Annotated in this window: 10 protein-coding genes and 1 pseudogene; 3 read left to right on the top strand and 8 right to left on the bottom strand. The window is 63.0% G+C overall.

Annotated features, from left to right (window positions below; translation table 11 throughout):
- Positions 1 to 3: 3 nt before the first annotated feature.
- Genes EJ076_RS06425 through EJ076_RS06435 form a run of 3 tightly spaced genes read right to left on the bottom strand, consistent with a single transcriptional unit; the run spans position 4 to position 2,673 of the window.
- On the bottom strand, positions 4 to 1,107 hold the full coding sequence (locus tag EJ076_RS06425; RefSeq protein WP_126067313.1) for a carnitine 3-dehydrogenase: 1,104 nt from the start codon (positions 1,105 to 1,107) through the stop codon (positions 4 to 6).
- Complete coding sequence (locus EJ076_RS06430; RefSeq protein ID WP_109666885.1) at positions 1,104 to 1,733, bottom strand: HD domain-containing protein; 630 nt, start codon at positions 1,731 to 1,733, stop codon at positions 1,104 to 1,106. The genes EJ076_RS06425 and EJ076_RS06430 overlap by 4 nt, the downstream gene beginning before the upstream one ends.
- Before the next feature lie 22 nt (positions 1,734 to 1,755).
- Positions 1,756 to 2,673, bottom strand: a complete 918-nt coding sequence (locus EJ076_RS06435) for a 3-keto-5-aminohexanoate cleavage protein (protein ID WP_023775990.1) — start codon at positions 2,671 to 2,673, stop codon at positions 1,756 to 1,758.
- Positions 2,674 to 2,751: 78 nt separating this feature from the next.
- Here EJ076_RS06435 and EJ076_RS06440 point away from each other — a divergent pair, with 78 nt between their 5' ends.
- The gene (locus EJ076_RS06440) at positions 2,752 to 3,732 is read left to right on the top strand and encodes a GlxA family transcriptional regulator (protein ID WP_109666883.1); all 981 of its coding nucleotides are present in this window, start codon (positions 2,752 to 2,754) and stop codon (positions 3,730 to 3,732) included.
- Positions 3,733 to 3,745: 13 nt separating this feature from the next.
- Here the strand turns inward: EJ076_RS06440 and EJ076_RS06445 are convergent, their stop codons facing one another.
- The 3 genes from EJ076_RS06445 to xylA all read right to left on the bottom strand — a co-directional run bounded on the left by EJ076_RS06445 (position 3,746) and on the right by xylA (position 6,163).
- On the bottom strand, positions 3,746 to 3,949 hold the full coding sequence (locus tag EJ076_RS06445; protein ID WP_109666881.1) for a hypothetical protein: 204 nt from the start codon (positions 3,947 to 3,949) through the stop codon (positions 3,746 to 3,748).
- A 177-nt stretch (positions 3,950 to 4,126) separates the two neighbouring features.
- Positions 4,127 to 4,603 (bottom strand): N-acetyltransferase, encoded by a 477-nt coding sequence (locus tag EJ076_RS06450; protein ID WP_126067314.1) that lies wholly within the window; start codon positions 4,601 to 4,603, stop codon positions 4,127 to 4,129.
- A 234-nt stretch (positions 4,604 to 4,837) separates the two neighbouring features.
- The gene (xylA, locus tag EJ076_RS06455; protein WP_126067315.1) at positions 4,838 to 6,163 is read right to left on the bottom strand and encodes a xylose isomerase; all 1,326 of its coding nucleotides are present in this window, start codon (positions 6,161 to 6,163) and stop codon (positions 4,838 to 4,840) included.
- A 136-nt stretch (positions 6,164 to 6,299) separates the two neighbouring features.
- Between xylA and EJ076_RS06460 the strand changes: the two genes are divergently transcribed.
- The gene (locus EJ076_RS06460; RefSeq protein WP_126067316.1) at positions 6,300 to 6,662 is read left to right on the top strand and encodes a nuclear transport factor 2 family protein; all 363 of its coding nucleotides are present in this window, start codon (positions 6,300 to 6,302) and stop codon (positions 6,660 to 6,662) included.
- Positions 6,663 to 6,694: 32 nt separating this feature from the next.
- On the opposite strand, the pseudogene xylB reads toward EJ076_RS06460, so the two are convergent.
- Both xylB and EJ076_RS06470 read right to left on the bottom strand, forming a co-directional pair.
- Positions 6,695 to 8,145: pseudogene (gene xylB, locus EJ076_RS06465) on the bottom strand (xylulokinase).
- An 81-nt stretch (positions 8,146 to 8,226) separates the two neighbouring features.
- Complete coding sequence (locus EJ076_RS06470) at positions 8,227 to 9,549, bottom strand: tetratricopeptide repeat protein (protein WP_126067317.1); 1,323 nt, start codon at positions 9,547 to 9,549, stop codon at positions 8,227 to 8,229.
- A gap of 225 nt (positions 9,550 to 9,774) precedes the next feature.
- Here EJ076_RS06470 and EJ076_RS06475 point away from each other — a divergent pair, with 225 nt between their 5' ends.
- Entirely contained in the window at positions 9,775 to 12,558 is a 2,784-nt protein-coding gene (locus EJ076_RS06475) for an autotransporter outer membrane beta-barrel domain-containing protein (protein ID WP_126067318.1), read from the top strand.
- The last annotated feature ends 45 nt before the right edge of the window (positions 12,559 to 12,603 follow it).

The raw sequence follows: 12,603 nt of genomic DNA on the forward strand, positions 1-12,603 counted from the left end.
GTCTCAGCCTTTCTTCTTGCCGGTCTTTTTCTTCGGCTTTTCGGCTTTCTTCACCGGCTTCAAGGCCTTGGCTTTCTCGGCCGCCTTGGAGGCCGTCGGTTTCTTCGCCGCGAGCTTGGCGAGCTGCTTGGTATAGTCCTTGTGCAACGCGCCGGCGCCCCAGCCCTTGCCTTTGTTCTGCTTCGACAGCGCATCCATGATGGCGACCAGATTGTCGTCGCGGATCTTTTCCAGCTCGCGGATCGACAGGCCATGCGCCTGGTCGTCCGACTGCGTGGCGATCAAGTCGACCAGCTCATCGTTGAACTCCGGCACGTCCATCAGCTTGGTCCATGGCCATTTCAGGCACGGGCCGAACTGCGCCATGAAATGGCGCATGCCGGCCTCGCCGCCGGCGACGCGATAGACCTGGAACATACCCATCTGCGCCCAGCGCAGGCCGAAGCCATAGCGCATGATGTCGTCGAGTTCCTCGACCGTGCAGATGCCGTCTTTGATCAGCCACAGCGCCTCGCGCCACGCCGCTTCGAGCAGCCGGTCACCGACGAAGGCCTCGATCTCCTTGCGGATGACGACCGGCTTCATGCCGATCGAGGCGTACATCTCCTTGGCGACTTCGATCGCCTCGGGAAAGGTCTGCTCGCCGCCGACGATCTCGACCAGCGGCAGGAGATAGACCGGGTTGAACGGATGGCCGACGACCAGCCGCTCCGGATGCTTCTTCATCGCCACCTGCATGTCGGTCGGCTTGATGCCGGAGGTCGAGGAGCCGACAATCGCATTGGCCGGCGCATGGGCGTCGATCTCGGCCAGCACGCGGTGCTTGAGGTCGAGCCGCTCCGGCACGCTCTCCTGGATGAAATCGGCATCGGCGACCGCCTCGGCGATGGTCTTGGCGAAGGTCAGCTTGCCTTCCCTGGGCAAGCCGCCGGGCACCATCTGCTTGTAGGCGCGGCGCGCGCCCTTCATCACTTCGCCGACCTTGCGCGAGGCCTCGGGATCCGGATCGAAGATCGACACGTCGATGCCGTTGAGCAGCAGCCGCGCCACCCAGCCGGCGCCGATGACACCGCCACCGATGGCGGCCGCCTTGTTGATGATGCTCATGCTGTGGCTCCGGTTCTTGTCTTGGCTGTTGCGGGATCGATGAGAGGCACGCGCTCTCCGGCGCGGATCACGGACGCGTCGTAGGCCTTGCGGGCAAAGACTTCGAGCACGAAGGGCCGGAAGAACTCGATCGGCAGCGTGTCGTAGTCGGGGTCGAAGCTCGACTGGTCCCAGCGCTCGCAAAACTGGTCGCAATCGTCGAAATAGGCGTGGCCGGCGAAGCGGTCGCGGGCATGGCGGTTGCCGCCCAGATGGTGAGCATAATAGAGCCGCTGGAAGTCGCCATGCTTTTCCACCACCCAGGTGCATTGCTCGCGCACGAAGGGTTTCAGGATCGAAGCGGCATATTCGTCGTGATTGTAGGGCGCATAGATGTCGCCGATGTCGTGCAGCAGCGCACAGGCGATCCAGTCGGTGTCGGCGCCGTCACGCCAGGCGCGCGTCGCGGCCTGCAGCGAATGGCCGAGCCGGGTGATCTTGTAACCCGACAGGCCCTCATCGAGTTGCACCAGCGCATCGAGCAGCCGCTCGCCGGTCCTGGCGGCATAGTCGATTTCATGCGCGGTCAGGAACTCGTAGTCGTCCCGGTCGCCATCCTTCATCGCCGTGAATTTTACGGTAGTCATGCCGACCCTCCCAGCGAATAATTTATGCCGCTATCGGCGCCCGCTTGGTCAGGTTCAGCTTCTTGCGCACTTCCTCCGGGCCGATGATCCTGGCGCCCAGATTGGTGACGATGCTGGCGGCACGCTCGACCAATTGCGCATTGGTCGCCAGCACGCCCTTGTCGAGCCATAGATTGTCCTCAAGCCCGACGCGGACATTGCCGCCGGCTAGCACCGCCGCAGCGGCATAGGCCATCTGGTTGCGGCCGATGGCGAAGGCCGACCAGTTCCAGGTCGATGGCACGTTGTTGACCATGGCCATGAAGGTGTTGAGGTCGTCAGGCGCCCCCCACGGCACGCCCATGCAGAGCTGCACCAGCGCGTCGGGGTTGAGCACCTTTTCCTCAACCAGTTGCTTGGCGAACCACAGATGGCCGGTGTCGAAAGCCTCGATCTCCGGCTTGACGCCGAGCGCCGTCATCATGCCGCCCATGGCGCGCAGCATGCCGGGCGTGTTGGTCATGACATAGTCGGCCTCGGCGAAATTCATGGTGCCGCAATCGAGCGTGCAGATTTCCGGCAGGCACTGGCGCACATGTTCCATGCGGTTGGTGGCGCCGCCCATGTCGGTGCCTTTTTCGTTGAGCGGCAGCGGCGCTTCCGGCGATCCGAACACCATGTCGCCGCCCATGCCGGCGGTCAGGTTCAGCACCACATCGACATTGGCCTCGCGAATGCGCTCGGTCACTTCGCGGTAGAGATGCACGTCGCGCCTGGGCTTGCCGGTCTCGGGATCACGCACATGGCAATGCACGATCGCCGCACCCGCCTTGGCCGCGTCGATCGCCGAATCGGCGATCTGCTTGGGCGAGCGTGGCACATGCGGGCTGCGATCCTGCGAGCCGCCGGACCCGGTCACGGCACAGGTAATGAAAACCTCGCGGTTCATGGCAAGCGGCATGGAACTCTCCTCCCAATCCAGACAGACGGCGACAATGCCTGACTTGTCGGAAACTGTTTTGCGTTTTACGAAGGTGGTATGACAAAAAGCGAAAAATCGACAATCTTTCGTGCCGAGCACTCACCGCTTAAGGTGACGCTGCTGGTGTTTTCCGGGGCGTCCATAATGTGCGTGGCATGCGCAGTCGATCCGCTGCGCGCCGCCAACCGCATCGCCGGCGAAACCCTATTCGACTTCAAACTGGTCTCGGTGACGGGCGAGGCGCCGGTCACAACATGCGGCCTGCCGGTGGCGGTCAGTGGCCGGTTCGATGCGGCTGAACCAACCGATGTGCTTGTCGTCGTCGCCGGTTTCGGCACTCAGAACTATGCCACATCGGCCCTGCTGTCAGGCCTGCGCCGCGCGGCGCGAACGGCGCGCGCCTGCGGCGGTGTCGAAGCCGGCACATGGCTGGTGGCACGCGCCGGCTTGCTGGAAGGACGCAGCGCCACCACCCATTGGGAGGATATGGAGGATTTTTCCTCCGCCTTCCCGGGCGTCGACGTGCGCCCCGATCGATACATCATCGACGGGCCGGTCTTCACCACGGGCGGCGCCTCGCCAACTTTGGACCTGATGTTGCATCTGATTCGCACCCGGCTCGGCATGGCCGTGGCGCTGGATGTGGCAAGTTCGTTCATCTATGATCAGGCGCGTGCGGCGACCGATGCGCAGCCGCTGGTCTCGCTCGGCCGGCTCGACGGTTACGACCCGCGCCTTGCGCAAGCCATCCGGCTGATGGAATCGCATGTCGACCAGCCGCTGACCATAGAGGCGGTGGCAAAGCGCGCCGGGGTAACGGCGCGGACATTGGAGAGCATCTTTCGCAAGTCGATCGGCGAGACGCCGGGCGCCTATTATCTCAGGCTGCGCCTCGGCGCCGCGCGCCGGCTGGTGGTCGATACAAGGGTTGCCATGGCCGATATTGCCGGGCGGACCGGATTTTCGTCCGCCGCGGCGTTTTCGAGAGCGTTTTCAAGGGCTTTCGGCGAAGCGCCGGTCAGGCTTCGGAGGGGCTAGTTCAAAAGAAAAATCAGGCCGCGTTCTGATGGTCGCCATCGATCTGCGAGCGCATCTGTCTGGCAAGATGGGTCTCGAAGCGGCTGGCAACGGCGCGATCCCATTCGTTCGAAATCTTGGCGTCGTCGGTTTTCCTCGGCATTGCCATCAACCGGTCGATGATCGATCCGGTCTCGCCAGGTGAGAGCAGGGCGTCGATTTCACGTTCGTTCTGCATATCGGTTCGCCTCCTTCTTCCTCTCCCGCCACGAGCCAGTCTTATACGAGATACGTGACGGCAGTTTGAAGGCAAGAGCGAGGTCATTGAAGGGCGGCAAAGGGCAAAACCGTGTCGTCGGACCCGGCCTTGCGCAGAGCTGTTCCTGCGTCTGGGCAGCGCAGGTCAAGGAGAAATCTACAGCCGCTTCTCGAACAGCACCGTGGTGAAGCCACTGTCCCATTCGTCATCCGGATAGCGGTTTTTCTCGACATAGCCGACCGCCTTGTAGAGTGCTTGTGCGGGCAGGTTGAACGTGTCGGTTTCCAACCGCACCTGCGTCGACCCGGTCGCGCCGATCGCCTGTTCGGCATAGGAAAGCAATTTGCGGCCGACACCTTGCCCTTGACGGGACGCCATGACGTGCAGGGCTTCGATGAAGTCCGCGCGCCAATGGATCAGGCCGGCGACCGCGCCATCGATCTCGGCAACGGCAAATTCAGGCCAGCTCCGGTCGACATAACGCCCGCCAATATCCGTCTCGATATAGCGCTGCGCCGCTGCCTCGGTGACATTCGGCAGCCAGGTGCCTTCGAATGTTTCCTGCAGGACCCGCTTCAAAGCCGGGATATCGCTTGCCTGCGCCGGGCGCACGATGATTCGATCCTCTGCCATTTTCCGTCTCCTGCCATGCATGTCGCCCAAAAGTGCACAGCGGTTTTGGGACGACGACATGCATAAAAGTAAAGGCGGCCGTGTCGCCTTTCGGCGGCGCGGCACCTTGATCGCGTGCAGGCCGCCAAAGATCCGTCCGATCTTCGGCGGCGCGCGCGAAATGCGCTGACTAGCAGATGGTGATGGCGGCGGCTTTCAGCCAGAGGTGGCGGATGTCGGTCCAGAGATCGGGCTTCACACGTATCGGTTGACGATGTTTTCTAGCAGTTCCTGGCGGCCGGACCTTGGCTGCGGCTCGATCTTCTTCTTGACGACGCGCTCGGCGATGTCTTCCAGCGTGCGTTTGCCGGAAAGCATCGCCTTGCCCTCGGCCGTGTTCCAGCCGGCATAACGTTCGGCCAGCGGTGCGGACAGCGCCTTGTCCTCGACCATGCGAGCCGCGGCTTTCAGACCGCGTGCGCAAGAGTCCATGCCGCCGATATGGCCGATCAGCAGGTCTTGCGGATCGAGCGACTGACGGCGCAGCTTGGCGTCGAAATTGGTGCCGCCGGTCTTGAAGCCACCGGCCTGCAGGACCTGGTAGTAGGCCAGCGCCATTTCCGGCACGTTGTTGGGGAACTGGTCGGTGTCCCATCCCGACTGGTAGTCGTTGCGGTTCATGTCAATCGAACCGAAAATGCCGAGCGCATTGGCCAGCGCCAGCTCGTGCTCGAAGGAATGGCCGGCCAGGATGGCATGGCCCTGCTCGATGTTGACCTTGACCTCCTTCTCGAGCCCGAAGCGCTTGAGGAAGCCGTAAACGGTGGCGACATCGTAATCGTATTGGTGCTTGGTCGGCTCCTGCGGCTTCGGCTCGATCAGGATCGTGCCCTTGAAACCGATCTTGTGCTTGTAGTCGACGACCATGCTGAGGAAACGGCCGGCCTGTTCCTGCTCGCGGGCAAGGTCGGTATTGAGCAGCGTCTCATAGCCCTCGCGCCCGCCCCACAGCACGTAGTTCTCACCCTTCAGCCGCTTGGTGACGTCGATACAGCTTTTTACAGTCGCCGCTGCGTAGGCAAAGACATCCGGATCGGGATTGGTGGCCGCACCCGACATGAAGCGGCGATTGGAGAACAGGTTGGCCGTGCCCCACAAAAGCTTGACGCCGGTCTGCTTCATTTTTCCGGCGAAATAGTCTGATATCTCGTCGAGGCGGGCCGCACTTTCGGAAAAATCCTTGCCCTCCGGCCGCACATCGGCGTCGTGGAAGCAGAAATAGGGCGCGCCGAGCAGCGAAAACATCTCGAAGGCGACATCGGCCTTGAGCTTGGCCAGTTCCATCGTGTCGACGCCGCCTGCCTTGGGGAACCAGGGACGGTCGAAGGTCTGGCCGCCGAATGGATCGCCGCCCGGCCAAGCGAAGGAATGCCAGTAGGCGACGGCGAAACGCAGATGATCTTCCAGCCGCTTGCCGGCGACGACCTCATCGGGATTGTAGAACCGGTAGGCCAGCGGATTGGTCGAATCCGGCCCCTCATATTTGATCTTCTGGATGTCGCCGAAAAATCCGCTGCTCATGATCTTTTTCCTCTTTCGAATAATTCGCCCTGATTATCTCAGGTAATTAGCTCTGATTACCTCAGGCGTAATTGGTTTCGTTCTTCCGCTGGTCGAAAAGGCTCATGTCAAAACCGTCCAGCAAAGGAGACAGACCATGACCGACCTCAACAAGATCGCCCAGAACTACATCACTGCCTGGAACGAAAGCGATGCCGAGCGCCGGGCCGACTTGCTCAAGGCGACCTTCACCGAAAACGTCAGCTATCGCGATCCGCTCATGCAGGGCGATGGCCATGCGGGTGTCGCGGCCCTGATCGACGGCGTGCAGCAGCGCTTTGCCGGCTTCCGGTTTTCGCTGAAGGGCACGCCGGACGGTTTTGCCGACAAGATCCGCTTCTCGTGGAACCTTGGTCCGGAAGGCATTCCTTCCGTCATTGAAGGTACCGACATCGGCGTCATCGAGAACGGCCGCCTGAAGAGCGTCACCGGCTTCCTCGACAAGGTGCCGGCGCAGTGAGCTGGCAAGCCGCGGCGTGGGCGAGAAATTGCTCACGCCGTGGCGACCTTGATTGCCGGGTAGAGCGCCCGGTAGCGCTGATAGGCATCGGCATAGACGCCGCCAAGCGCCGCGTCCGGTTCGATCGTGGCATCGGTCCTCGGTGCCGTACAGATTTCAAGCGGATTGGCACCCGTAGCCGCGATCAGGCCGAGCCGTGCGGCACCAAAGGCGGCGCCGAAGTCGCCGTCGGCGGGAATGTCGACAGGCAGTTGAAGCGCGGTGGCAATTGCCTTCAGCCAGTAGCGCGAGCGCGAACCGCCGCCGATCGCCGTTACCCGCGTCAAAGTCGTGCCGGCTTTGGCCAGGGCTTCGAGGCTGTCGCGGAAGGCAAAGGCGACACCCTCCAGCACGGCCTGCGTCAGCACGGCACGGCTCGATTCATGCGCCAGCCCGGTGAACGCGCCGCGAATGGCGGAATCATTGTAGGGTGTGCGCTCACCCGAGAGATAAGGCAGGAAGGACACGCCGCTTGGCGCCTTCAATGTGTCGCTGAGTTCGGCGGTCAATTCGCCGGCGCTCCGGTGATTTCGGACAGCCAGTTGAGCGAATCGGTTGCCGACAGGATCACACCCATCTGGTGCCAGGTGTTAGGAAGCGCGTGACAGAAGGTATGCACGGCACTTGCCGGGTTGGGCAGGTAGGAAGCATTGGCGGCAAACAGCACGCCCGACGTGCCGAGCGAGACGAAGGCATGGCCGGCGCCGACCGTGCCCATGCCGCAGGCCGAGGCCGCATTGTCGCCCGCACCGCCGGCGATCGGAATGCCGGCCTGGATGCCCCATTTAGATGCCAGTTCGGCACGCAGCGCGCCTGCCTTCTCCGTACCCTCGACCAGCGACGGCATCTGATTCTCGTTGAGCGATGTCGCCGCGAGCAGGTCCGCGCTCCAGCGCCGCTTGCCGACATCGAGCCAGGACGTGCCGGCTGAATCCGACATTTCCGAAATGTGTTCGCCCGAAAGCCAGAGCCGCAGGAAATCCTTGGGCAACAGCACTTTTGCGACCTTGGCGAAGACAGCGGGCTCGTTGTTCTTCACCCAGGCAAGCTTCGGCGCGGTGAAGCCGGGAAAGACGATGTTGCCGGTCAGCGCGCGGAAGCGCGGGTCGGCATCGAGGACGGCAGCCTCGGCATGGCTGCGCGTGTCGTTCCATAGAATGCAGGGCCGCAGCACCTTGTCGGCGGCATCGAGCAGCGTTGCGCCATGCATGTGGCCGGACAAGCCAATACCCTTGACCGCGGCGAATTCCCCGGGATGCCTGGCTTTGAGGTCGGCAACCGCCTCCTCACAGGCCCGGATCCAGTCGTCGGGATTCTGTTCCGACCAACCCGGATGCAGGCGTGAAACATCGAGCGACGCATGGCCGGAGCCGATGACGGTTTGCCCGGCATCGATCAGCAGCGCCTTGACGCCCGATGTCCCGAGATCGAGGCCGAGATACATGATTTCCTCCCATGCCATTAATTTTTTCGGGTCTCGAAAAAATCTGGCTTGGCCAGTTTTTAAAACAAGATCCGCTTCGGGTCAATTCTCTGACAAATCGGCGGCGCGTCGCGAAAACAGCGCTGACAGCGGACTGTCGGGTCGCGCCATCGAACGTTCTGCCGTGAGCGCCCTGGCCAGCGCACCCTCACCGGCGCGCAGGGCCGCCTCGATCAGTGTCAGGTCGATGACGTCGCGCTGGGCGTGGCTGCCGCCGAAACGATGGGCGATCGACCGGATCGGCCGGATCAGGCGCACGGTCTCGGCGTAGCTGCCTTCACCGAACGCCTTGATGGCGAGCGTCAGCGGATGGCCGACATCTCTTGTGAAAGCCGCATTGTCGTCGTTGCCGCGCATGGCTTCGCGCTGCGTCTCGAGCAAGGCGAGGGCTGGCGCATCGAGCCCTGCACCGACAAAGGCCATCATGGCGTGGGCATCGTTGAAGGCATAAAGGCCGGCGCCGGCCTTGCGCCAGTTGGCGGCGAGCGCTCCCCAGCGGTCGCCGACATCGAAACCGCCGAGGTGGAGCCGCCACAGGATTGCCGAGGCATCGACCATGTTGAGCGCCATCGTCGATTGCACGCTGTAGATGGGGCCATCATAGAGCGCCAGCACCTCATCCGTTTCGCCGAGATCATAATGGAACAGCGCGAGGTGCCACCAATTGTGGACCTGCAGGAAACTCTCCCTTGTCCACGCTTCCGGGTTGGCGCGCATCCAGGCGATGCCATCCCTTTGCCGGCTCTGCATTTCCATGACATGGGCGACGGCATGCTGAGCCCAGCCGTCGCGCGGCTCCATGTCGACCGCCGAGCGGCCGAGCTGTTCGGCCCTGACATAGTCACCCATTTCCTCCAGCCCGAACGCCTGCATGCCGAGCATGGCGTGGTAGCCGGGCATGCCGCTTTGCCAGGCTGGCAGGGCGCGGGCGATACGGTCGCGCAGCATGCGGGCATTGCCGGTGAAGAAATCGATCTGGTGGCCGACCTGCAGCGCCAGCCCGTCGCGCGGGGTCTCGATGGTGATATCTTCAAGAATGCGGCTGGCTTGATGCCAACGCCCGTTGGCGAGGTGACCAAGGGCTGTGACATGCGCCTGCTCGCGCGTGGTCGCGGCTAGCGGCAGTGCCGCTTCATGGCAAGCCTTGGCCACCGCCGTCGCCTCCCGCTCGGTGGCGAGGCCGAAGAGATAGCCCTTGAAGACATGTGCCATGACGAAGCCGGGATCTTCCGCGATGGCGCTGTCGATGGAGGCTACGGGATCGCCGATGAAGCACTGCAGTTCACGCACCGCCTGGCTGTAGGGCGTGAATCCCGCCTCCGTAGCGCCCGAAAGCGTCAGGCCGAATGCGTCCCTGATTGCCATGCGATGTCCTTTCATCGACCCGTAACAGGCCCTCGATCCTTCGGCCCAAGGCGATCCTAAAGCATGAGCCACGGACACGCCAACCACGCGCTGCGCCAGACCATTTCAGTAGTCTTTGCAGTTTAGCAACCATGCGGGGTAGATTAGGCTTTGTAAAATCGAACGAATTGTGTCTTCATTGCGGCGCCGGGCGGGGGCTTGAAATCGCGAATCGAGAGGGACGCGATGCGGCATCTGAAGAACGGGCCTCAGAACAGTCGTTCGGAGGATGCGGAAGGAGCAGTTGCTTTGCTGCGGCGAAGGCCGCGCCAGCTACATCCATGGCTTATTAGCGTCCTCTCAACTACAGCCTTTGCGTTGCTGCCAAATTCCGCTGCGTTTGCCGCATGCGTGCTGGGACCATCCGCTGGGAACACCGTTTACACCTGCGATAGCGGCTCATCGGGCGGCAGCCTCACCGATACTGACGGCGACAACACGCTGAATTTCCCCGCCGGCGGCACCGGGCAGATATCAGGCAACGTCACCTTTGGCGTCGGCACGGACCGCATCGACATGCAGTCCGGCACCATCACCGGAACCGTCGATCAGGGCGGCGGCACGGATTTCTTCACCATTGGCGCCGGCACTGTCGCTGGCAATGTCCAGCAGGGCGCAGGCATCGACGATTTCAACATGAGCGGCGGCCAGATCGGTTCGCTCAACCAGGGCGATGGCCTCGACACCTTCACCATGACCGGCGGCCGCATCGTCGATTTCTTCGACGATGGCGACCGCGCCGTGATGACCGGCGGTCGCATCGGCCGCGTCAACATGAAGCTCGACAAGAACTATTTCAACATGTCCGGCGGGATCATCGACCGCAACCTCGTCACCGGCTTCGATGAGGACACGATCATCCTGTCGGGCGGCACCATCGGCGGCAACATCAGCGTCAGCGGCGGCAATGACAGCGTGACGGTCACCGGCGGCACGGTCGGCGGCGATATCCTGATGAGCTTTGGCGCCGACAACTTCGTCTGGAACGGCGGCGGCATCATCTATGGCGCCGTCGATCTCGGCGGCGACAACGACACCGCCAAGCTCAGCAACCTCACCAACGCCAATCTCGGTGGCACGGATGCAATAAACGGCGGTCTCGGTACCGACACGCTGACTTTCGACAACGTCGATCTGGACGGGATCGCCAGAGTCCAGAACTGGGAAACCATCAACGCCACCAACGACACCGAGCTGACGCTGGACGGCAATCTGGTGCTCGGCGACAGCGGCACCGGCACCGGATCGCTCAGTGTCGATGCCGCCAGCACGCTGTTCGGCGGCGGCTTCAACGCGGCGATCCAGGCCTTCACGGCCGGCCAGCTGGCGCAGGTCACCAACGCCGGACGCATCGACCTGACCAACGGCAGCACCGGCGCGACAGATCGGCTGACGATATCAGGCAATTATACCGGACTGGGTGGCCTGCTGCTTATCCAGACCGAGCTTGGTGACGATAGTTCCGCATCCGACCGGCTGGTCCTGTCGGGCGGAACGGCTTCCGGTTCGACCGGCATCACCGTGGTCAATCTCGGCGGCGCCGGTGCGGCGACCACGCAGGACGGCATCATGGTCGTCCAGGCGGTCAACGGCGCCACCTCCGGCGCCTCCACCTTTGCGCTCGACGCACCGGTCGCCGCCGGCGCCTTCGAATATTATCTGTTCAAGGGCGGCGTCAGCGCCGGCAGCGATGAGAACTGGTACCTGCGCTCGACACTGATCACGCCGGCGACACCGGCAGCGGCTCCACCGGCGCTCGAACCCACCCCGCCGCCGGAACCGGTGGCGCCGGAGACCGCGCCGCCACCACCGCCATCCGAGCTGCCGCCGGTGCCGGTGCCGACCGAAGGCGACATCAACAACCCGCCCGTCGATCCGACGCCGCCGGTACAGGCCAGCGATCCGGAGCCCGAACCGCCACCGCCGCCGCCCGAGGCAGCGGCCGCGGATCCGCCACCTCCGCCACCGGTGGTGCCGACGGCGGCGCCCGACCTGCCGACACCGGCCGCGGGAGAGGAAATCCTGCTCTATCGCATCGAGGTTCCGGTCTATTCGGCCTTGCCGCCGGTCGCCGAACATCTGGCGATGACCACGCTCGGTACCTTCCACGAACGGCGCGGCGAGCAGAGCCTGTTGTCGAACATGGAGCTGTCGCCGGTCTGGGGCCGCATTTTCGGTCAGGACACCAAGATGGCCTGGTCGGGAACGGTGTCGCCGTCTTTCGACGGCACACTGTTCGGCTTCCAGGGCGGCTTCGATCTGTTCGGCCGAGAAACCAGCTCCGGTTCGGTCGATCGCGCCGGCCTGTTCATCGCCTATGCCAGCATGAATGGTGATGTGCGCGGCCAGGCGCTGGGACAGGACAATCTATCCGTCGGCGGTATCGATCTCGACGGCACCAGTGTCGGCGGCTACTGGACCCGCATCGGCCAAGGCGGTTGGTATCTGGACGGCGTCTTGATGGCCACCTTCTTCGGGGGAAATGCGACATCGTCGCGTGACATCGGCATCGATGTCGGCGGCACCGGCGTCACAGCTTCGTTGGAAGGCGGTTATCCCATAGCGCTAGGACAAGGCTGGACGCTCGAGCCGCAGGCGCAACTGGTCTGGCAGCATCTGTCGCTCGACGATACCTCGGACCGCTTTGCTTCGGTTTCCTTCGATTCCGACGGCAGCGTCACCGGCCGGCTGGGCGCACGGCTGCAAGGCGAGACAACGATCAACGGCATGCTGCAGCCTTACCTCAAGGCCAACATCTGGCACGATTTCGGCGGTACCAGCCATGTCAATTTCGACACCACCGATATCTCGACCGAGGGCAAATCGACCTCGTTCGAATTCGGCGGCGGCGTGATCGCCAAGGTGACGGACAAGGTCAGCATCTTCGCCACCGGCGACTACACCACCAATCTCGGTGGCGACAAACGCCGTATCCTCGAAGGCAATCTCGGCTTCAGCGTCAAATGGTAAGGCCGATCATGACCCCGAAAAACAGTTTCGGGTCATGCCAAAAAG

This window comes from Mesorhizobium sp. M7D.F.Ca.US.005.01.1.1 (assembly GCF_003952545.1).
Lineage (GTDB): Bacteria > Pseudomonadota > Alphaproteobacteria > Rhizobiales > Rhizobiaceae > Mesorhizobium > Mesorhizobium loti.